General features: G+C 46.5%; 18 protein-coding genes. 10 read left to right on the forward strand and 8 right to left on the reverse strand.

All coding sequences use genetic code 11. The annotated features are described in order from the left end of the window. Window positions 1-101: 101 nt before the first annotated feature. On the forward strand, window positions 102-1,925 hold the full coding sequence (locus tag H5073_RS09695; protein ID WP_182679297.1) for a monovalent cation:proton antiporter-2 (CPA2) family protein: 1,824 nt from the start codon (window positions 102-104) through the stop codon (window positions 1,923-1,925). Window positions 1,926-2,214: 289 nt separating this feature from the next. Continuing rightward, on the forward strand, window positions 2,215-2,361 hold the full coding sequence (locus tag H5073_RS09700) for a hypothetical protein (protein WP_182679300.1): 147 nt from the start codon (window positions 2,215-2,217) through the stop codon (window positions 2,359-2,361). Between the two features lie 274 nt (window positions 2,362-2,635). Here H5073_RS09700 and H5073_RS09705 read toward each other — a convergent pair whose 3' ends face one another. After that, window positions 2,636-3,988: a glycerol-3-phosphate dehydrogenase/oxidase gene (locus H5073_RS09705; RefSeq protein WP_182679302.1), complete on the reverse strand. Its 1,353-nt coding sequence runs from the start codon at window positions 3,986-3,988 to the stop codon at window positions 2,636-2,638. 229 nt (window positions 3,989-4,217) lie between these two features. Here H5073_RS09705 and H5073_RS09710 point away from each other — a divergent pair, with 229 nt between their 5' ends. The 4 genes from H5073_RS09710 to H5073_RS09725 all read left to right on the forward strand — a co-directional run bounded on the left by H5073_RS09710 (window position 4,218) and on the right by H5073_RS09725 (window position 7,927). Next, window positions 4,218-4,718: an NYN domain-containing protein gene (locus H5073_RS09710; protein ID WP_259394866.1), complete on the forward strand. Its 501-nt coding sequence runs from the start codon at window positions 4,218-4,220 to the stop codon at window positions 4,716-4,718. Window positions 4,719-4,927: 209 nt separating this feature from the next. After that, window positions 4,928-5,893, forward strand: a complete 966-nt coding sequence (locus H5073_RS09715; protein ID WP_259394867.1) for an HlyD family secretion protein — start codon at window positions 4,928-4,930, stop codon at window positions 5,891-5,893. Then, complete coding sequence (locus tag H5073_RS09720; RefSeq protein ID WP_182679305.1) at window positions 5,890-6,813, forward strand: ABC transporter ATP-binding protein; 924 nt, start codon at window positions 5,890-5,892, stop codon at window positions 6,811-6,813. The genes H5073_RS09715 and H5073_RS09720 overlap by 4 nt, the downstream gene beginning before the upstream one ends. Further along, window positions 6,803-7,927: an ABC transporter permease gene (locus H5073_RS09725; protein WP_182679307.1), complete on the forward strand. Its 1,125-nt coding sequence runs from the start codon at window positions 6,803-6,805 to the stop codon at window positions 7,925-7,927. Before H5073_RS09720 ends, H5073_RS09725 begins: the two co-directional genes overlap by 11 nt. Before the next feature lie 107 nt (window positions 7,928-8,034). Here H5073_RS09725 and H5073_RS09730 read toward each other — a convergent pair whose 3' ends face one another. The 3 genes from H5073_RS09730 to H5073_RS09740 all read right to left on the reverse strand — a co-directional run bounded on the left by H5073_RS09730 (window position 8,035) and on the right by H5073_RS09740 (window position 10,293). Beyond that, window positions 8,035-8,460 carry an organic hydroperoxide resistance protein gene (locus tag H5073_RS09730; protein ID WP_182679309.1) on the reverse strand — a complete coding sequence of 142 codons (426 nt, stop codon included), beginning with the start codon at window positions 8,458-8,460 and terminating at the stop codon, window positions 8,035-8,037. A gap of 143 nt (window positions 8,461-8,603) precedes the next feature. Then, entirely contained in the window at window positions 8,604-9,044 is a 441-nt protein-coding gene (locus H5073_RS09735; protein WP_182679311.1) for a MarR family winged helix-turn-helix transcriptional regulator, read from the reverse strand. Window positions 9,045-9,147: 103 nt separating this feature from the next. Further along, on the reverse strand, window positions 9,148-10,293 hold the full coding sequence (locus H5073_RS09740; protein ID WP_182679313.1) for an iron-containing alcohol dehydrogenase: 1,146 nt from the start codon (window positions 10,291-10,293) through the stop codon (window positions 9,148-9,150). A 373-nt stretch (window positions 10,294-10,666) separates the two neighbouring features. Here H5073_RS09740 and H5073_RS18370 point away from each other — a divergent pair, with 373 nt between their 5' ends. Further along, window positions 10,667-10,792, forward strand: coding sequence for a hypothetical protein (locus tag H5073_RS18370; RefSeq protein WP_259394868.1), 126 nt, complete (start codon window positions 10,667-10,669; stop codon window positions 10,790-10,792). A 277-nt stretch (window positions 10,793-11,069) separates the two neighbouring features. Here H5073_RS18370 and H5073_RS09745 read toward each other — a convergent pair whose 3' ends face one another. Next, window positions 11,070-12,464 carry an SO_0444 family Cu/Zn efflux transporter gene (locus tag H5073_RS09745; RefSeq protein ID WP_182679315.1) on the reverse strand — a complete coding sequence of 465 codons (1,395 nt, stop codon included), beginning with the start codon at window positions 12,462-12,464 and terminating at the stop codon, window positions 11,070-11,072. Window positions 12,465-12,466: 2 nt separating this feature from the next. Further along, the gene (gene zntR / locus H5073_RS09750) at window positions 12,467-12,976 is read right to left on the reverse strand and encodes a Zn(2+)-responsive transcriptional regulator (protein WP_259394869.1); all 510 of its coding nucleotides are present in this window, start codon (window positions 12,974-12,976) and stop codon (window positions 12,467-12,469) included. A gap of 294 nt (window positions 12,977-13,270) precedes the next feature. Here zntR and purH point away from each other — a divergent pair, with 294 nt between their 5' ends. The 3 genes from purH (at window position 13,271) to nhaC (ending at window position 18,370) form a co-directional block, all read left to right on the forward strand. Continuing rightward, window positions 13,271-14,875 carry a bifunctional phosphoribosylaminoimidazolecarboxamide formyltransferase/IMP cyclohydrolase gene (gene purH, locus H5073_RS09755; protein ID WP_182679316.1) on the forward strand — a complete coding sequence of 535 codons (1,605 nt, stop codon included), beginning with the start codon at window positions 13,271-13,273 and terminating at the stop codon, window positions 14,873-14,875. 114 nt (window positions 14,876-14,989) lie between these two features. Continuing rightward, entirely contained in the window at window positions 14,990-16,288 is a 1,299-nt protein-coding gene (gene purD / locus H5073_RS09760) for a phosphoribosylamine--glycine ligase (RefSeq protein ID WP_182679318.1), read from the forward strand. A gap of 606 nt (window positions 16,289-16,894) precedes the next feature. Continuing rightward, a complete protein-coding gene (gene nhaC, locus H5073_RS09765) occupies window positions 16,895-18,370 on the forward strand; it encodes a Na+/H+ antiporter NhaC (RefSeq protein ID WP_182679320.1) in 1,476 nt (491 codons plus the stop codon). A gap of 619 nt (window positions 18,371-18,989) precedes the next feature. Here the strand turns inward: nhaC and H5073_RS09770 are convergent. Together H5073_RS09770 and argS are read right to left on the reverse strand one after the other, a co-directional pair. After that, window positions 18,990-19,562 carry an SPOR domain-containing protein gene (locus H5073_RS09770; RefSeq protein WP_182679322.1) on the reverse strand — a complete coding sequence of 191 codons (573 nt, stop codon included), beginning with the start codon at window positions 19,560-19,562 and terminating at the stop codon, window positions 18,990-18,992. A 2-nt stretch (window positions 19,563-19,564) separates the two neighbouring features. Continuing rightward, window positions 19,565-21,310: an arginine--tRNA ligase gene (gene argS / locus H5073_RS09775; protein WP_182679324.1), complete on the reverse strand. Its 1,746-nt coding sequence runs from the start codon at window positions 21,308-21,310 to the stop codon at window positions 19,565-19,567. Window positions 21,311-21,356 lie beyond the last annotated feature (46 nt).

Below are 21,356 nucleotides of genomic sequence, written 5' to 3' on the forward strand. Positions count from 1 at the left end.
TGATAAAAATCTAGTGATAAAAATCTAGTGATAAAAGCAGCATCGACAACTTTTCAGATCTAATGCGCAGCTAATATAACTAAGCGATAAGAGGATTTAAGATGTTAGAAATGGCGGTGATTTATCTCGCGGCGGCCATGGTGGCAGTTCCTGTGGCGAAGCGTTTAGGCTTAGGTTCAGTGCTGGGCTACTTACTCGCAGGGATCCTTATTGGGCCTTTCTTATTGGGGCTAGTGGGCGAGCAAACCGATGTGATGCACTTTGCTGAGTTTGGCGTAGTGATGATGCTTTTTTTGGTAGGATTGGAATTACAGCCCTCAAGACTTTGGAAGTTAAGGCATTCCATCATAGGGCTTGGCGGCCTGCAGGTATTGCTCAGCGCCGCACTTATGTTTGCCATCGGGTTTTACTTGTTTGAGCTTCAATGGCAAACGGCCCTCGCCATAGGTTTAATGTTGTCGCTGTCATCCACCGCCATAGTGCTGCAGACCTTGACCGAAAAAGGTTGGATAAAACAAGATGCGGGGCAAAATGCTTTTTCAGTGCTGCTATTTCAAGATATCGCAGTGATCCCCATTTTAGCCTTGATCCCTCTGCTGGCATTTGCGGATATTAATACCGCAGAAGCTAGCCATGGCAATATAATTTCGCACCTCCCAAGTTATCTGCAAGTCATTATCTCTCTTGGGGTTATTGCAACTATTGTGCTTGCAGGTCGTTACATTAGTGCGCCCTTGTTTCGCTATATTGCTGAAACACATTTACGAGAAATTTTCACTATTTCGGCGCTGTTCCTGGTGGTGGCTATTGCAGTTATCATGCAAAAAATTGGTTTATCCCCCGCATTGGGGACGTTTCTTGCTGGAGTCGTACTGGCCGAGAGCGAGTTTCGTCACGAATTAGAAGTGGATATCGAGCCTTTTAAGGGTTTATTACTGGGACTATTTTTTATCACAGTTGGTGCCTCGATTGATTTTCCGTTGTTGTTCGAGCAGGCCTTATTGGTGCTTGGGTTGGTGTTAGGTTTATTGGTCGTTAAGGCGTTAGTGCTATTTTTATTAGCTCAAATGTTTAAGATGCGCGGCGAGCAGAAACTACTGTTTACCTTAGCGTTAGCTCAAGGAGGTGAGTTCGCTTTCGTGCTGTTATCTTTGACTCAGACACTGGCTATTTTAACGTTAGATCAAACCAAACTGATGACCTTAGTGGTGACGATTTCCATGTTATGCGCGCCATTACTCTTGATGTTTTATGCGCATTTATTGCAACGTACTACTGAAGAAAAATCCGAGTACGACAGCGAAATTGAAGCGACAAAAAGTGTCATTATTGCCGGTTATGGCCGTTTTGGTCAGGTTGTTGGGCGTTTATTGTCGGCGCAAGGGTATCATCTGGCGATTTTGGACCACAGTCCCAGTCAAATCGACATGTTACGTCGCTTTGGTCATAAAGTGTTTTACGGCGATGCTGCCCGAAAAGAATTGCTGGAAGCTGCTGGCGCTAAGGATGCGCAGTTGTTAGTGATAGCCATTGATGAGCCCGACAAGGCACTAGAAATTGTCGAGCTTGCCCACAAACATTACCCGCAGCTTAAGATTGTCGCTCGGGCAACCGATAGACGCCATGCTTATCAATACTTACGCTTGGGCGTCACAAGCTTTAAACGAGAAACCTTTGATTCTGCAGTGAATCTTGGTGTTGAAGCTCTAGCGCTACTGGGTAACTCAGGTGATGCAGCTAAACGTGCGGGTGATATATTTAGTCGCCACGATAATGCTTCACTGCACGAACTCGCCGCACTTTGGGGGGACGACCATACCTATGGGGTTGCCGTACGTCAGCGCATGGAAGACTTAAAGCAAGTGCTCGCCAAAGACAAAGCGGCGCAAGATAAGCTTAATACTTGCAAAGGCGATGATTGTTAAATTTTTGCTGATGGCGTTAGGGGCTATTGCTCTGTAATACTGGGCGTTAGTACTGGGTCTGACTGTAATATGCTAAATAGGGATCAGGCGCAATTGCCTTGTGGTTTGGGTGAGATGTTTTAGGATGAGGTTGTAAATTAACCTGTTATAGTTATTTCTAGGCAGACAAGGGTAGCGTCATGCACTATTTTGCGCGCCTCTTTACGTGCACCACTGGACTATTTATTACCCTGCTTTGCATCGAAGACGCCCAAGCGGAAGCGTTAATGATGGGCACCTCAGATGGACCATGCTATATGTCCAAACTACAGAATCTGGGCTTGATATCGATCTTACCGCGCCATTTTTTGTCGATGCCCCAGAAGGCATCTATGTATCTGAGCCTTATATCGAGTATTACCCCAGAGTCATTACTCTAGGATACTATAAAAAATAAACAGTATCAGTTAGTTAGGTTGTTGCTGTGTTGCGAGATATCAAGGGCCTACGGGTTAGTTTGGAGGTGAGCTTGCCAGTGCACGCATGGCATCATCGAGTTATATTGAGCTTAGAGATAAGTTTAATCTTGGCCTTAACTCTATCAAGGCAGATGGTAGTTACTATGCCATCATTAAGGCGTATAAACGCCCAGATCTCATACCTCAACATGCGGCGGTTAAACCTTACTAACCCCTAAAGTGGTCAGTATTAGATACGGTCAATGCTAATGCTTATTCTAAAGTTAGGCTGTCAACATCGGCGATAACAGTGCGAGCACCAAGTTGCTTGCGAATATCGGCTAACACTTGCTTGGCAGTATCTCTGAAGGTGGTCAGTTTACCACCATAGATACTTAGCAATCTTGGCTCAAATCCATCAACACCTAAAGATCCCGGTACAATCAAGGTGTCTCGCGAGCGATTAAACAGTTTTCCTTGAGCTTTAGGCAAGACTCTAACGCCGCAAAAATGGCCGATGATTAACCCATTCAATTGCTCAATACTATGGCGATTCTGGAAATAATGTTGATAAATCTGCAGTAGATAATCTATCTCATCGGGGTGCGGCTCCATGGGGGTTTTTAACGATGTTTGCAGCGTTTCAGTCGTGCCAATTAAGGTGTTCCCCTCCCATGGCATTACAAAAACCACCCGTTTATCTAAATGTGATTCCAAATAAAAAATCCCTTCAGGTGCGGGGATATCTAACAGTAGATGGCTGCCTTGCACCCATTCTATGGCAAGGGGGGTGAGGCTATTTTTGGGCGCCGCTTGAGCGGCAATCACTTCATTAACCCAAGGCCCTGCCGCGTTGATGACCATGCGTGCCGCCAAGGTATGCTGTTGTGGCTGATGCCTTTGTAACGGGCTCTTTTGACGTTGGCTATCTTGCAATTGACTGTTTTGTAATAGATCGTCCGGTAATTGAGCATCCTGTAGTTGATCGTCTTGTAATAGATCGCCCTGCAATTGATAGTCGACTAACCAATGGTAACCTTGTGGATCTGACATACCTTGATGAGTTAATTGAGTGCACTTGGCATGAGTCATCAACTGCGCACCTAATTTTAGTGCACTGGCCGCCACCGCTTGAGTAAGTTTTTTATCGTGAGTTTGTGCATCCCAATATTGAAATACTGTCTGTAGGCCTTGCTGCTTTATCCCGCCAAGCGTTGACCATTGAGATTTGGGGATTGAGCGAAAGCGCCCTAGAGCAGAAAACCCACTGAGCAGCCAATACAGACTCAGCCCCAAACGAATAAGCCAAGCGGGACGCTGGCTGGTGTCATACACAGGAATAGTAAAAGGCACGGGTTTGACTAAGTTGGGAGCCAGTTTGAGTAGTTTGTGTCTATCGGTTAAAGACTTGCGCACTAAGCCTAATTGCCCCGACTCTAGATAGCGCAGTCCACCATGAATGAGCTTACTTGAATTGGCAGAAGTTTGAGCACCTATCTCCCCCTGCTCCAGTAGGCAAACACTGTACCCCGCCGCGCGAGCAAATTGAGCAATGGCTACGCCTGTGATACCACCACCTATGATCACCACATCAAACGCTGCTTGATCCTCTACACTCGCATCCATACTAGAACCCTGATTTTGCTAACAAACACTAAACACATTAGACCACTCTAGCAGGAAATTTAAGCAGTTTACTAGCAGAAGTTTTATTGATGGCTGTAATGTTATGCTAATGCACACACGTATCGTTTATCTGGTTAGGTTGAGAGAATTTCAGTTAAGTTTGTCTGTGCTATATTGGCTTATCTCACTGCCGTTAATGGCAGTTTCAGCTTATAGATTGGATACTCCCTTGACCATTTCTCTTTCCAACGCCCGAACAAAAAAAATAGCCTTGTTTGTGGATGTGCAGAACATCTATTACACCTGCCGTGAAGCCTATGGTCGGCAATTTAATTACCGAAAATTATGGCAACAGGTGAGCCAGCAAGGAGAGATAGTGCAAGCCGTGGCTTATGCTATTCATAAGGGGGATGACGGTCAGCTTAAATTTCAAGATGCGCTCAAACACATAGGTTTTGAGGTCAAGCTCAAGCCCTTTATTCAGCGCGCAGATGGTTCAGCTAAAGGTGATTGGGATGTGGGGATTACGATTGATGTGATGGAGGCGGCAGTGGATGTCGATATTGTCACTCTACTGTCTGGAGACGGTGATTTTGATCGTTTGCTAGTTAAGATCTACCAGAAACACGGGGTTGAAACACAGGTATATGGTGTGCCGAGTTTAACGGCAAAATCGCTGATGGATGCAGCCGGTCAATTTCATCCCATAGATTTCAGTCTACTTCTGTAGCTTGCTTCATCAATTGGGCTATTTTGAAGAATTGATCTACTGCCTTTTAGGCACAAGCTTAAGTATATTCATCAGTAGAAGAATTATTGGGCGCTGACAGTATCGTTTGAGACCAGATGTTGCCACAGTGATGACTATAGCTTGCTAAGGTTTAGTCAGCATTTGGCCCCACTTGAGCCCCTGTTGAAACCCTATTGAGGTACATGAATATGGCTGGAAAATCAATCATAAGTCGAGGCCTGCTCTGGGGGCTAGTGTGTGGCACATTAATGCTGCAAGCCTGCACCGAACCCGCCCCTAGAGTGTTTGGCATTGTTGAACGGGACAGCCTGACCTTAACCGCAGCTGTTGGTAATACCTTAATCAGTATTGAGGTTATTGAAGGGCAGCGTGTTGAAGCGGGTCAAGTATTATTGAGTCTAGACCCCACGGAGGCCGATGCCATGCTGGCGCTGCGTGATGCTGAGCTTGCTAAGGCTAAAGCGCTACTCGCTGAATTGCAGGCAGGGGCGCGCGTAGAGTCTATCGCAAGGGCGCAGGCCGCTTTGGCGGCAGCTGATGCTAGCGTTAAAGAGACTCAGCAAGCCTTTTTACGCACCCAGAGACTATTGGCCACAAAAGTGCTGACCCAGGCTGATTTCGATCGCGCCAGTGCGGCGCGAGATACTGCGGTAGCTAAAAAATCTGAAGCAAGGCAAAGCCTAAATGAGCTTGAAAATGGTACTCGCACTGAGCAACTTGAACAAGCGAGTGCCGGAGTTAGGGCGGCCCAGGCGGCAGTGACTATTGCACAAAAGCAGCGCCAAGATTTAACCTTAGTGGCGGCGCAAGATGCGGTTGTAGATCAGTTACCTTGGCGAGTGGGTGATAGAGTAGCTGCAGGCACTCAGCTTATCGCGCTTTCTGCCACAGCAAGATCTTATGTGCGGGTGTACTTACCGGCCACTTGGCTAGATAAAGTAAAGGTCGGTACGCAGGTGAAACTCTGGGTCGATGGCCGTGATATGCCCATTAATGCACGGGTGCGCCATATTCGCAGTCAACCGGCTTTCACGCCTTTTTATGCACTCAATGAGCGGGATAGGGCAAGGCTTATGTACCTCACGGACATAGATATTCCTGAGACAGAAGATCTTGCTACCGGCATGGCGTTAGAAGTGGAGTTACCACTATGAGCCAAGACTTTGCCATAGAAACTCAGGGCATGACACGGGCATTTGCTGGCGTTAATGCGGTAGAAGACCTACAGCTGGCTATTCCTAGGGGCAGCATTTATGGTTTTTTAGGGCCAAATGGCTGTGGTAAATCTACTTCCATTCGCATGTTGACTGGCCTGCTGCGGCCTACTTCTGGGGATATTCGGGTATTGGGCGAAACCCTGCCCGGCGCAGAAGAGAAGTTAAGACGGCGCATTGGCTATATGACGCAAAAATTCTCCCTCTATGAAAACCTCTCTGTGAAAGAGAATCTTGAGTTTGTGGCGCAGATCTATGGTTTTAAACGCAGTGAAGCTAAGGCAAGACTGGCTGAACTTATTAACTTGTACGATCTTAAGGGCCAAGAAAAGCAGATGGCAGGCTCCATGAGCGGTGGACAGAGGCAGCGCTTAGCCCTTGCAGCTGCGACGCTGCACAGACCCGAATTGTTGTTTCTTGATGAGCCCACCTCTGCCGTTGACCCTGAAAACCGCCGTGAATTTTGGGAGCGTTTATTCGATTTGTGTGCCCAAGGCACCACTATTTTAGTATCGACCCATTATATGGATGAAGCCGAACGCTGCCATGGTTTAGCCATTTTAGAGCGAGGAATAAAACGCGCCGATGGCTCGCCTCAGGCATTAATGTCCGCCATGGGAGCTAGGGTTATTGAGGTGTCAGGAGAGGACCTTAGGCCTTTAAAGCAACGGTTGATTGCCCAAGCACCAGTGTTATCTGCGGCGCAAATAGGCAGCCGCCTCAGGGTGCTGGTGGATGAAACAATAGCAGATCCTATTAGTTGGATGGCAGGGCATGTCGCTGGTCGAACGCTCGAAGAAGTCAGGCCGAGCCTTGAGGACGTGTTTGTTACCTGTACGGGAGAAAGACATGTGGCGTAGAATGTGGGCGATTGTAGTAAAAGAGCTGCGGCAATTATCCCGAGATAGGATGACCTTTGGCATGATAGTCATGATCCCGCTAGTACAGCTAATGCTGTTTGGCTATGCCATCAATACAGATGCACGGCATTTGCCAGCAGGTCTGGTGGATTTGAGCTCAAGCAGTTTTAGCCGCGCTTTAGTTCAAGCGGTAGAGGCAAGTCAAGTGATTGATTTTACAACCAGCTATGCCAATATTAAGGAGGCGGAGGCCGCCTTAACCCGCGGTGAAGTAAAAGCCATACTTTACCTGCCAAGTGATTTAACTGGGCGTTTACTGCGATACCCCGATAAGGCAGTACATGGCAATTATTTTGCCCAGCCCGTGGGCCAATGGTTAGTCGATGGCTCGGACACTGTGGTGTCTGCGGCCATTCGATCTTTACGTTCTATGCCTTTAGATGAGGTCATGGGAAATACGCTTACTGCAAGTCGAGTCAGTCTTGAGGTGGTGCAGTATTTTAACCCTGAGCAGCGCTCGGTTGTGAATATTGTGCCCGGGCTTTTGGGGGTGATTTTAACTATGACCATGGTGATGTTTACCTCAGCTGCCATTGTTAGGGAGCGAGAGCAGGGCAATATGGAGTTTTTGATTACCACCCCCGTGCGCCCCATGGAACTGATGCTAGGTAAAATATTACCCTATGTGCTGGTGGGGTTTATTCAAGTGAGCATCATTTTAACCGCTGGACATGTGTTATTCGATGTGCCAATTCGCGGCGGGCTTGACTCCATGGCCTTAGCGTCAATGCTATTTATTTTTGCCAGCCTGACATTAGGCTTAGTGATATCGACTATTGCTAAAACGCAGCTGCAGTCGATGCAACTCACAGTGTTTGTATTATTGCCTTCTATTTTGCTATCGGGGTTTATGTTTCCCTATGAAACCATGCCAGAAGCGGCCCAATGGATAGCCGAAGCCTTACCTGCCACGCATTTTATGCGCATGTCTAGAGCCATAGTATTAAGGGATGCCCAAGTTTTTGATCTCGGTTTCGATGCACTGTGGCTATTAGGATTTACTTGTTTGGGTCTTTTGGTCGCTAGCTTAAGATTTTCTAAGCGCTTAGATTAATCGCCAAGTTTAATCGCTAAGTTTAATCGAGCGAGTTAAGCGATAGTCATAAAAAAAGCAGTAAGGCATAACACCTTACTGCTTTTTATTGCTTGATGAGTGCGTAATTAGTGGCTAATCACTAACTCAACATCGATATTGCCACGGGTAGCGTTCGAATATGGACACACCTGATGCGCTTTTTCGACTAAGGCTTTTGCAGCATCGGCGTCCATTGACGGTAAGCTAATGTTAAGTACGACTGCAATCGCAAAACCGACGCCTTTAGTATTACCACCAATGCCCACATCAGCAGTCACGCTTAAATCAGCAGGCAGAGAGATTTTATCTTGGCCTGCAACAAACTTCATCGCACCAATAAAACAGGCTGAATAACCTGCCGCAAAAAGTTGCTCAGGGTTGGTGCCTGGACCACCTGCGCCACCCAATTCTTTTGGGGTGCTTAACTGTACGTCTAACTTGTTATCAGAAGAGATTGAGCGACCTTCACGGCCACCAGTTGTTTTCGCTTGTGCTGTATAAATAAGTTCCATGTCGTGCTCCTAGCTTGTTAGGCATTGATAATGAGTTGATACTAAATTGACCAGATAAAACATCGCAGAGGTATGTTTCATCCTTGAGAATGGAATTATGTTATCGCGATAACTAATTTTGAGCAAGCCATTTGTTAAAATAGTTATCGCAATAACTTAGATCTTAATTCATCTAACTGATTTTTAAGGCTTAGTAATTCAGATCTATCAGTCATGCAGTTATCAACCATGCACTTGTTTACCTCAAAAGCCTGTTTTTTAAGGCTAAGGCCCATGGGCGTTAAGCTGATCTTAAGCTGTCTATCATCGTTAGGGCAGCGCTCACGGCTGATAAGACCATCGGCGGTTAAGCGTTTGATAACTGGAGTCAGAGCCCCAGATTTTTGCCCCAACTGCTCACCAATCTCATTAAGCTTTAAACCATCTTTTTCCCACAACACCATCATGATGAGGTATTGAGTATAGGTTAGGCCCAGCTTATCCAATAAAGGCTTGTAGAGCTGAGTCATGGCGAGGGAGGTGGCATATAAAGAAAAACACAATTGGTTTTCTAACAGTAAAGGATTAAAAGGTTTATCAGACATTATCTATTCCTCGGTAAATAAGCTTGGCGCCCATCCTTAGCGCTAAGCACAAAAGCCATTCAATATGAATTGGCTTTAGATTAATGGCATACCAATAAGCGCGTTAGCTCGCTTGAAGTAAGATGGCGCGGCTGGTGGCAATATCAATCGCCTTGTGTTCACCAATGGCTGTCATGGCGTGCTTTTCCAATGCTGCAACGAGTTTATCTACGGCATCTGCATCCTTGATCCCAGCCTCGCTTAAGCGCACAGGCAGGCCAAGCTTGCTATATAACTGCTCTAGGGCATCGATAGCGCGCTCGGCTAAATCATCACCTTGAGCCAGATTAAATACCTGGCTGCCTAACTGATTTAGCTTGCCACGTTTGTATTCAATTTGGCTGCGCAGCAATGAAGGCTGAACTATGGTCAGGGTGCGAGCGTGATCGACACCATAAATCGCCGTGATCTCATGGCCTATCATGTGAGTTGACCAATCGTGGGTCACGCCGTTACCGACTAAGCCATACAAGGCTTGGTTAGCGGTCCACATTAGGTTGGCGCGCCAAATGTCATTATCTCTTTGCTCAAATTGCGCGGCCAATTTCACTAGATTTCGCAGTAATACTTCGGCATAACCATCTTGCACCCAAGTATCGGCTTCTAGAGTTAAATATTGCTCACACACATGAATGAACGCATCTATTATGCCGTTAGCTTGCTGTCTTTCAGGCAGCGTTTTTATCACGTCTGGATTTAAAATAGCGAAGCGTGGGCGCACAATATCGTTGTAGAAAGATAGCTTATCTTGAGTGGCTGCCTTGGTGACAACGGCAGCGGCATTGGACTCACTGCCTGTAGCGGGCAAGGTTAATACTACCCCTAATGGCAGGGCCTTATCTGAATAATGGGCGCCAGTGAGAATGTCCCAGCCATCGCCGTCATAGCAACTTGCCGCGACTATGTACTTACAACCATCAATAACAGAGCCGCCGCCCACAGCCAGTACAAAATCTATGCCCTGAGCTTTAACTAACTCAACGGCTTTGCTTAAGGTTTCGTATGTGGGGTTGGCTTCAACGCCTGAGAATTCCATCACGTTATGGTCTTCAAGGGCTGTCATGACTTGCTGATAGATACCATTACGTTTAATTGAGCCACCGCCATAAACAAGTAACACTTTACTTTCTAAAGGTAAAAGTGCTTTAAGGCTCTTGATGCTGTCTTGGCCAAATTCAATTTTGGTGGGGTTTTGAAATGAGAATTGCATATGATAAATCCTAGGAGAAAATAAATAGGGTCATAGGCTGAGTGTGCTGCCTATTAAAGTTTGACATAATAATGACTATTATCGCGATAATCAATTTTCCGATGCCATAATTACACTTTAAATGTTTGTTTTTTAGACATTGTAGGTCTATCTTTAGTACTAATTATTCTAAGTAAGGCCTAGGCAAAAAATTGGGACTTAGTGTTAGTATGAGTTGTTGAACATTAATAAAAGGAACGGGATTTCACACTTTTGCTATTGAATTTTTTACTGTTTTTAGAGTTTGTGCAGTTTCACTAGGCTTTTAGCCAAGGTTTATTGCTAGAGTTTTACCATTGGCTTATACATTTAATCTAGAGGATTGGAGTCGAATATGAGTAAAGGACAAAACGCTAAGAAAGATACTAAAAAGCAGCCACTGTTATCCGCTAAGGAAAAACGTGCCGCTAAGCAAGCAAAGAAAAATCCACAAGTATTTTTAGAAAAAGCCAAAAAGTAACAATTATCAGGAAGCTAATATCAAGCAATAAAGTAAGAGTAGAAGCTAAGCAGCAAGATGTTATGGATGTTATGTTAGTTTTCTCTGCAATCTAGGTATGGCGTTAACCTAGTCTTAGGTGTTCTAGGCTATACCGTTCGCTGTTAGTTGGTATGTAGTTGATATCAAGTTGATAGGTAATTTTTGTGCTAAATGTTTAAACGGGAGTAACAAGTATCCCATAAAAATACCGAGCCTTGGCTCGGTATTTTATTTTGTGCTCATACAAGCAGGGGCGTTATGAACAGCAATCTCGTCTTAGGGCTTTCTTTGGGATTTTATCATAAATCACTTTAGCCATTAATATTGCCAAGATAATACCTGAAGTCACCACTAGGCCATGGGGCAGCAAAGCATGTTCCTCACCAATTTGTGGCATTACCACGAAGCCAAACGTATCCACAAGATAGTTCACCAACACCCCAAAGGCTAAGGCAACACCTAGCACGCCGCCTAAATAACCAAACAAGGCGCGTTTGCCTAGCTCTTTTACCACCACGCCTAGGGTGGCGATATTAGTCGCTGGCCCCGCCATCATAAACACCAGTACCGCGCCAGGTGAAACCCCTGCTAATAATAAACCAGCGGCTATTGGCGTTGAAGCTGTGGCGCAGATATACATAGGTACTGACACTATTACCATGACTAGCATAGCTAAGATGCCATCGCCCCATTGAGCTAAGAAGTCGGTAGGAACGTAGGTTTGCACTAATGCTGCAAAAAATAACCCCACCAATAACCACATGGTGGTATCGCGAACTAAATCCGTGGCAGCGTAATGTAACCCAGTGCCAATGCGGCTGATAATGGACTTATCTTTAAGCTCGGTCGCTGTGTCTTGGGTGGCTGCGCAGCAAGCCTCGCTATCTGTACTTTCAGTGTGAGAGTGGGCCTCTTTACTCACATTGTTACTCTCAGAAGTGCTTGCGCAGCAGCTGGTTTTGGTTATCTCAGTATCTGGGATAGCGCTTGGTACTGCAGTTTCAGTTGCCGTTTTTGTACTTGCGCAGCATGAGCTGGTTTTTACTGGTGCCGCAGCTGCGATTTCAGTGAATAACTCTGGCGCCGCAGTATCGGTTTTAGTGCTGGCACAGCATGAACTGCTGCTAGGTTTTACCAAAGGTTCTGCGATAACCACTGGGCTAGCTTTGCTGGCACAACAACTGCTTTTTGAAGGCGTTGCGGCCATATTGCTGGGGCTTTCCGGTGCAGACGTTGCTACGGGTTTACTCGGTTCAGCTTCATCTTTACCAACCAAAAGCCCAGCGACTATGGCGCTAGTAATGGCGGCTATGGGTCTGATGATGGCCATAAAAGGTCCGAGTAACACATAAGACACGGTAATCGAGTCAACGCCGGTTTCTGGGGTGGAGACTAAAAATGAAGTGGTGGCCGCTTTTGAGGCGCCAGAGCGGCGCAGCCCAACGGCAGCGGGAATAACGCCACAAGAACATAAGGGTAGCGGCGCACCAATTAAGGCCGCCTTGACCACAGATTTAACCCCGTGACCCCCGAGCTGTTTTTGCATCCACGCCATAGGCACAAAGACTTTGAGTAGCCCAGCTAATATCAGACCTAACAATAACCATGGTGCCGATTCTAAAAAGAGTTCAGTAAAATTAGCTAATAACATGATTAGCTCTCCTGTTTGTGTGAATTTGGTTGTTGAGCTGATGCATGCGCGCCAGTATTGTGTATATGAGTGTGTGTATGCCCATGTTCTTGCTTAGGATTAAGATCTTTACTCGTCGATTCTAAAGCTTCCAAAATAGAGCAATGTTCTGCACTTTCAGGGCCGCCGCAGCAAGCGTTTGATAAACTTTGCAATGAGTTAGCGAAATGACTCAACTCTTGGATTTTGGCTTGTACTTGCACAAGCTTACTGTCCACCATGCCTTTAACATCAGCGCAGGCCCAATTGGATTTATCCAGCTCAATGGACAGCAGCTCGGCAATTTCATTTAAGGTAAACCCCACGGCTTTAGCACGAATAATAAAGCTTAAGCGGGCCTTATCATGATCGTTATAGAGTCGATAACCCGCATCAGAGCGGCTTGATGGCGCTAATAGTCCGTGTTTTTCATAGAATCTTAAGGTGTCAGCTTTGATGTCACATTGGGCTGCCAGTTCACCGATACGATACATGCGACCTCCAAAAATTGAGCGGATGACAAGTGATAATAGCTTGAGTATAAACCTTAGAGTTTAATCTAAGGTCAAGATTTTTTACTCACAGTTTGAGGTAATGTAAAGTCCACTTGGTTGTTCTGATTTCAATATTGTGTAATCACACAGAAAGTACACTCACAGAAAGGCTTTTACGGTAAAATACGCCCGCTTCACTGAGGGCATAAGGGGGTTTTGGAAAGTAGAACGGCAAGTTTTAGTTCTATTTTCCGAAAGATCCTTGCAACCAAAAGAAGTGGACCCTGTACCTACATGAATACTGTCAGACCTATTCGTCGCGCGCTGTTAAGCGTATCAGATAAAACTGGGATCCTTGAGTTTGCCCAAGCTTTGCATGCTCATGGTGTTGAATTATTGTCTACTGGAGGCACGGCGCGTTTATTAGCCGAGCATGGTCTCCCTGTCATCGAAGCGTCAGATCACACTGGGCATCCGGAAATTATGGATGGTCGGGTCAAAACTTTACATCCCAAAATTCATGGTGGCATTTTAGCGCGCCGTGGTCAGGATGAGGCCGTGATGGCTGAAAACAACATACTGCCAATCGATCTTGTGGTGGTGAACTTATATCCCTTCGCTAGCACAGTGGCCAATCCAGATTGCACCTTGGCCGATGCGGTTGAGAATATCGACATTGGCGGCCCAACCATGGTGCGCGCTGCGGCTAAAAATCATCAAGACGTCACTATAGTGGTTAACGCGAGTGATTATGCTCGCGTATTAGCGGAAATGAAGACTAACCAAGGTTCAACGACCCTTAAAAGCCGCTTTGAACTCGCCGTTGCCGCCTTCGAGCACACCGCCGCCTACGATGGCATGATAGCCAACTACTTCGGTAAGCTCGTTGCAATGGGCAATGATACCAGCGACGAGCAACAAGCTCTGCACCAGGCCTCTAGCTTCCCGCGCACCTTTAATCGCCAATTTATCAAGAAGCAAGATTTACGCTACGGTGAGAACAGCCATCAAAAAGCGGCTTTCTATGTGGATCCGCAGATAGATGAAGCGTCTGTCGCTAGCGCTATTCAGCTGCAAGGTAAGGCGTTGTCTTACAACAATATCGCCGATACCGATGCTGCCCTGGAATGTGTTAAAGAATTCGACGGCCCAGCCTGCGTAATCGTAAAGCACGCTAACCCTTGTGGTGTGGCGCTAGGTAAAGACTTGCTCGATGCCTATAATCGCGCCTACCAGACAGATCCCACCTCGGCCTTTGGCGGTATTATCGCTTTCAATGGCGAGTTAGATGCAGCAACCGCAAGCGCCATCGTTGAGCGCCAATTTGTTGAAGTCATCATAGCGCCGAGCGTGAGCCAAGCGGCCCGCGATATCGTGGCGGCCAAAGCCAATGTGCGTTTACTTGAATGCGGCAAATGGGACACAAAAACCACAAGCCTAGATTACAAGCGGGTTAATGGTGGCCTTCTAGTGCAAGACAGAGATCAAGGCATGGTGGGTTTAGCTGACATCAAAGTCGTGTCTAAGCGTCAACCCACGGAAGCCGAACTTAAGGATTTACTCTTCTGTTGGAAGGTGGCTAAATTTGTTAAATCTAACGCCATAGTGTACGCCAAAGAAGGCATGACAATCGGTGTGGGCGCTGGCCAAATGAGCCGAGTCTACAGCGCCAAAATCGCCGGCATTAAAGCCAGTGATGAAGGCCTAGTGGTAGAAAACAGCGTAATGGCATCGGATGCCTTCTTCCCGTTCCGTGATGGTATCGATGCTGCCGCAGCGGCTGGTATTAGCTGCATCATTCAACCGGGCGGCTCTATTCGCGATGAAGAAATAATTAAAGCGGCGGATGAGCACGGTATGGCCATGGTGTTTACCGGTATGCGCCATTTCCGCCATTAATTTATGCCGATGTTAACTAAGGCTATCGCTTTTCTAGTCGGTTGTTAGACATATTAGGGAAGCGGTTATTTACATTTTTTTTTAACGAATTAGCGCGGCTATAAAAGGATAAAAATGAAAGTATTGGTTATCGGTGGTGGCGGTCGTGAGCATGCCTTAGCTTGGAAAGCGGCGCAGTCCCCGCAAGTTGATACCGTGTTTGTGGCGCCGGGTAATGCCGGCACGGCCCTTGAGCCTAAGCTTGAAAATGTGGCCATCGACGTCACAGATATTCAAGCCTTAGTGGCCTTTGCCAAAGACAATCACATTGAGCTCACCATAGTGGGCCCAGAAGTGCCGTTAGTGTTAGGGGTTGTCGATGCGTTCAATGAAGCTAACTTAGCTATTTTCGGTCCAACCCAAGGTGCGGCTCAGCTTGAAGGCTCAAAGGCTTTCACCAAAGATTTTTTAGCTCGTCATCATATTCCTACCGCAGCTTATGGCAACTTTACTGATATCGATGCAGCCAAAGCTTATGTTGCGCAAGTGACTGAAAAAACAGGCTTCCCAATCGTTATTAAGGCTGATGGTTTGGCGGCGGGCAAGGGTGTAATCATAGCCCAAGATAAGCGTGAGGCTGATGCTGCCATCGAGGATATGCTAGCTGGAAATAAGTTCGGTGAAGCGGGTTCTCGGGTAGTGGTGGAAGAGTTTTTAAGGGGTGAAGAGGCGAGCTTTATCGTGATGGTAGACGGTAAAAATATCCTTGCCATGGCGACCAGCCAAGATCATAAAGCCCGTGATAATGGCGATAATGGCCCTAATACTGGCGGTATGGGAGCCTATTCACCTGCGCCTGTGGTAACTCAAAGCGTGCATGATTGGACTATTGAAAATGTTATTCGCCCCACAGTGGATGGCATGGCGGCAGAAGGTAATGTCTATACCGGCTTCTTGTATGCTGGCCTTATGATAGCCCCAGATGGCAGCGCTAAAGTATTAGAATATAACTGCCGCTTTGGCGACCCAGAAACCCAGCCAATCATGATGCGCCTTAAGTCTGACTTGGTTGAGTTATGCCTTGCCGCCACCCGTGGCGAGCTAGATAAGGTCACGGCCGAGTTTGATGAGCGCCCAGCTGTGGGTGTGGTCATGGCTGCGGGTGGTTATCCTGATACGTACCGCAAAGGCGATGTCATTGAAGGGTTAAGTCTTGGTGATAATAATGCCAAGATATTCCATGCAGGTACGGCTACTAAGGATGGCCATGTTGTCACTAATGGCGGTCGAGTGTTATGCGCCACCGCCCTTGGCAATACAGTGACGGCCGCGCAGCAAGCCGCTTACGCCTTAGTAGAAACCGTGCACTGGGATGAGGTGTATTTTCGCACCGACATAGCTTATCGTGCTATTGCTCGTGAGCTGCAAGTCTAGGTTCCAATGTTGAAAACTGGCAGCTAGTTAAAAGTCAGTATTTACCTTTAAATTAATATTGACCCCCGAAATGCCTAGCGCATCTCGGGGTTTGTTATTTCTAGCGATTAAGGCGTTAGGGGACGAATTTTATGGAAAGCTTACTGATGCAACTAGGTTCAAGCCTCATGGTAAGTCTACTTAAATCTCCTGAGTACATTAAAGTATTAAAGCTCACAATCACATCGACGAAAAATGAGAATACAACGAGCTGGGCCTAATTAGGCTTAAAAAACACTCAACTAAATATGGAAGAATTCACCTACTAACATAGTCGCAATAAGTTTTTCAGTTCAAATTGCATGCTTAGTCGTAACTGTCACGGAATTGTGCATATTTAGTGGTTATCGGCGGGTATTTACTCGAACAGAGGGCTTAAACTCTTTCTGGCTCTGATATTGGAGTCAAATCAAACATCGACTTAGATCACAAAACTGTGTCAGGATAGCGACTGTCACAAGCCTGTAACCAGACTGCAAACTTAGTAACAACTTTTCAAGTGGCATTGTTACCGCCTCCAAGCTTTGCCAAAACCATACTTATAATAATGATAATAGGAAGTAGTTTATGCCTGCGCATACCCATAGACGCCCCACTTTACTCGATGCATTAATTCCCATCATCGCCTTAGTGTTAATGCTAGGCGCTGCTGTGTATTTGTTCTCATCGGACAGCTCATCGGGTGCTAACCAAATCGCACTTATTCTTGCCGCCTGTATCGCGATTGTCATAGGCTACAAAAATGGCTACAGCTGGAATGAGATGGAAAAAGGCGTGGTGCGCAGTGTTGGCGTTGCCACAGGGGCCTTGCTGATTTTATTCAGCGTTGGCTCCTTGATTGGCACTTGGATTTTATCCGGCACTGTGCCAACCATGATTTATTACGGCATGCAGATTTTAGACCCGGATTATTTCTACGCCGCGTCTTGTTTGCTTTGCGCCGTGGTCGCTTTGAGTATCGGTAGCTCTTGGACGGTCGCAGGAACCTTAGGTATCGCCTTGGTGGGCATAGCCTCAGCCATGGGACTTAATGTAGAAATGACCGCAGGTGCTATCATCAGTGGTGCATATTTTGGCGATAAAATGTCGCCCATGTCAGACACCACTAACCTAGCGCCAGCCGTTGCTGGTACAGATATTTTTAGTCATATTCGCCACATGACCTGGACGACAGTCCCAAGCATCATCATCGCTTTAATTGGATTTTTATTCTTAGGTTTAAATGCTGAAGCCACCCAAGTTGAAACCAGCTTAGCTGAAACCTTAGCCTTAATTGATCGTACCTATCAGCCAGGAGTGCACTTACTCTTACCACTATTGGTGGTGCTATTTCTTGCCTATAAGAAGATGCCAGCCTTCCCTACGGTGATTTTAGGTACCTTAGCGGGAGCGATATCAGCAGCAGTCTTTCAATTTGATAACGTGATTAACTTTGTTCACGATGACAGCTTGCCATCCATGGTTGCTTTAGTAAAAGGCATTTGGATAGCCATGTTTGATGGCTACGTGGCCAACACAGGCGATGCGGTATTGGACAGCCTATTGAGCCGAGGCGGCATGAGCAGCATGGTGACCACGGTATGGTTAATTTTGTGCGCCATGGCCTTTGGTGGTGTGATGGAAGTGACAGGTTTACTGGGCCGCATTCTTGAGAGCATTCTTAAGTTAGTCACAGGTGCTAGCAGTTTGATTATCACCACCTTGGCCTGTTGTATCGGCGCTAACATTATCACCGCAGATCAGTTTATCGCCATTGTGTTACCTGGACGCATGTTAAAAATTGAGTACACTAAGCGTAAATTGGCCGCGGTCAACCTAAGCCGTGCCTTAGAAGATTCAGCCACCATCACCAGCCCATTAGTGCCATGGAATACCTGCGGCGCCTTTATGGCCAGCACCTTAGGTGTGGCTACCATTGCCTATTTACCCTTTGCCTTCTTTAACCTTATTTGCCCCTTTGTTAGCGCAGGTTACGCCTACTTTAACTTCAAGATAGAGCCATTAGTTGAAAGCGAGTCACCAGCAGCGGAAGTGACGGCTTAACCCAAAGAGATAAACCCCATTGAGCAAAAAGCCTCGCAAGTGTTCACAGCGAGGCTTTTTATTTAGCTTAATTGGCTACCTCGGGCATTGGACTAACGTCCTGAGAGACGCCCATTCTTACTGAAAAAGTTCAACGGTACAAAAGGTCCCTGTGGGCTCGGGCGCAGCATCCCTGCTGCCTCATCCAAGAGATAGACTCAAGTCATTTAGTCCAACACCCTCTCATTAGCTTCAGTGTTACCATTCAGCTTTTATCAACAGGCATTAATTGAGCTACTCATTGTTAAATTTTGGCTTGAATTCAATCCCGTTTATGTCCACAAATGAGTTTGACCTGAGTTCTGGAGATATAGCCCGATTGCAAAGATAGGCCGTCATCTTTTAAGGCTAATGGGCACTCAAAAACTGAAAAGGTGAACCATGGCAAGTTTTGTATGGCGGGGTATCAGCTTGTATTGATGGATTTTACGGCACCTTTATTCATTTTCTGCTCGTAAAGATGAGCTTGCTTGCCTTTGCGGACATAAAAAACGCTAACCTGAGGTTAGCGTTTTTTTGATGTTAGCTTGGGCGTTTTTTGTTTTAGCTGTTAGCCTCGCGGCGGTTTTCCAGCGACTGTCTATTGCCAGAGCCAGATCTGGCAGCCGTTGATTTTGGCGTTTTGCAGCGTGTGTTTGTTGCGTTCGGCGGCGCGTTTATTGCCGTAAGGGCCTAAGATCACTCGATACCAAACTCCATTAGAGCCAGAAGACTGACGCACCTGCGCATTGATGCCTTGGAAGGCGATCATGGCTTTCATCTGATTGGCTTGTGACTCTTGCCTAAATGAGCCGCACTGCATCTGATAAGGCCCAGCAGACACCATGGCTTCGGCGGGGATATCGACCTCGACACTTTTGGTTTCTAGCTCTTTAAGGTAAGTCCATTCCTCTGTCGGTTTAGGTGGCAGAGCATTGGGGTCTTTTTTCGGTTTAGCTTTCTCGGTAATTTTTTCCTGTGCCGCGCTTGCTTTAGGGGCAGTAGGAGTATCACCAGCACTGCCATTGATGCTCCAAAGAAAATAACCAAAACCCGCCAGCAATACTACTACTAAAGCGAGCGGCACAAAGGATAAGCTTGTCCCTTGAGTGGGTTTCTTCTTCGATTGGCGCGCTTTGGCGCCAGGTTTGCGGTTTGCGTAGTCGCGGCTCATGGTTACATCCGCTCTAAGGTTTCAATACCAAGGAGTGAAAGTCCTTTGTTGAGGGTGTTGGCGGTGAGTTTTGCTAGCAATAAACGGCTGCTTTGTTGTGCTGGGGTATCGGCGGCCAACACTGGGCAGGCTTCGTAGAAACTTGAGAAAGCACCTGCTAATTCATACAGATAGTTACACAACATGTTTGGCTGTGCTTTGTCGGTCATCTTATAAAGTGTTTCACCAAACTGAGCGAGCTTGGTGGCCAGTTCTTTTTCTTTATCGTGATCTAACACTATCTTGGCATCGGTTAAATCTATGTCTTCAGCACGTTTGAAAATACCGGCAACGCGGGTATAAGCGTACAGCAAGTAAGGCGCGGTATTGCCTTCAAAGCTTAGCATTTGCTCGAAGCTGAAGATGTAATCGCTGGTGCGATTTTTCGATAAATCAGCGTATTTCACTGAGCTTATGCCGACCACGCGGGCGATTTCAGTTAAGGTGGTTTCATCCATGTCTGGATTTTTGCTGCGAACTAACTCTAAGGCGCGGTTGTTGGCTTCATCGAGTAAGTCGACCAGCTTGACTACGCCACCTGTGCGAGTCTTAAACGGACGACCATCATCACCGTTCATGGTGCCAAAGCCTGTGTGTTCTAACTGCATATCTTTACGGACAAATTTAGCCAGTTTTGCCAGGCTAAATACTTGCTGGAAATGCAATGCTTGGCGTAAATCAACAAAGTACAATACCCGATCGGCTTTTAGCACTTTAGAGCGGTAACGCATGGCTGCTAAGTCTGAGGTGGCATACAAATAACCGCCATCGGCTTTTTGAATGATAACCGGCAGTGGCTCGCCTTCTTTAGTGCGGAACGCTTCTTGAAATACCACTTTGGCGCCATTACTCTCGCTGAGTAAGCCTTTGGCATCTAAATCTTTAACCACTTGCTCAAGATCGGCATTGTAGGCACTTTCACCGTGAACATCGGCGCGGGTTAAGCTCACCCCTAAACGCTCGTAAACGTCATGGCAATGGCTTAGGGAGATGTCGTTAAATTCCTGCCATAACTTATTGCAGTATTCATCACCGGATTGCAGGGCAACCACGAGTTGACGTGCGCGGGTGGCAAATTCAGTGGATTCATCGAAACGCAACTTAGCGGCGCGATAAAAGGTTTCTAAATCGGATAATTCTAATTGGGCTTGTTCACCGTTGGCGGCGCGTAGCTCTTCCATGTAGGCCAGCAACATGCCGAATTGCGTGCCCCAATCACCAACGTGATTTTGACGAATAACCTTGTGGCCTAAAAACTCTAACGCGCGCACTACGCTGTCACCAATGATGGTGGAGCGCAAATGGCCGACGTGCATTTCTTTGGCAAGGTTAGGTGAGGAGTAATCCACCACTATGGTTTGCGCTTGTGGCAAAATAATCCCAAAATGCTCATCATTGAGCGCTTGCTCTAACTGCGTCGCTAAGGCGTTGTCGTCGATAAAGAAGTTGATAAAACCAGGACCGGCAATTTCAACCTTGGCCACGTGTGACGAGGCAGGCAAATTGTCTATGATAAGCTGCGCCAGTTCTCGGGGGTTTTTACCGGCAACCTTGGTGAGCATCATGGCTAAGTTAGTGGCAAGATCCCCATGGCTCTTATCTTTAGTGCGATCGACCTGGATGCGAGCTTGAAAATCGGCTGGCACAATACCTTGATTTTTAAAGGATTCGATAGTTTGTTCTAATAAAGATTCAATATGTGATTTCATGGGCGTTTGTTAGCACTAACTTATTAAATGAATGATGTCGACGAAC

Source organism: Shewanella sp. SR44-3 (genome assembly GCF_014163735.1).
In the GTDB taxonomy this organism is placed as follows: domain Bacteria; phylum Pseudomonadota; class Gammaproteobacteria; order Enterobacterales; family Shewanellaceae; genus Shewanella.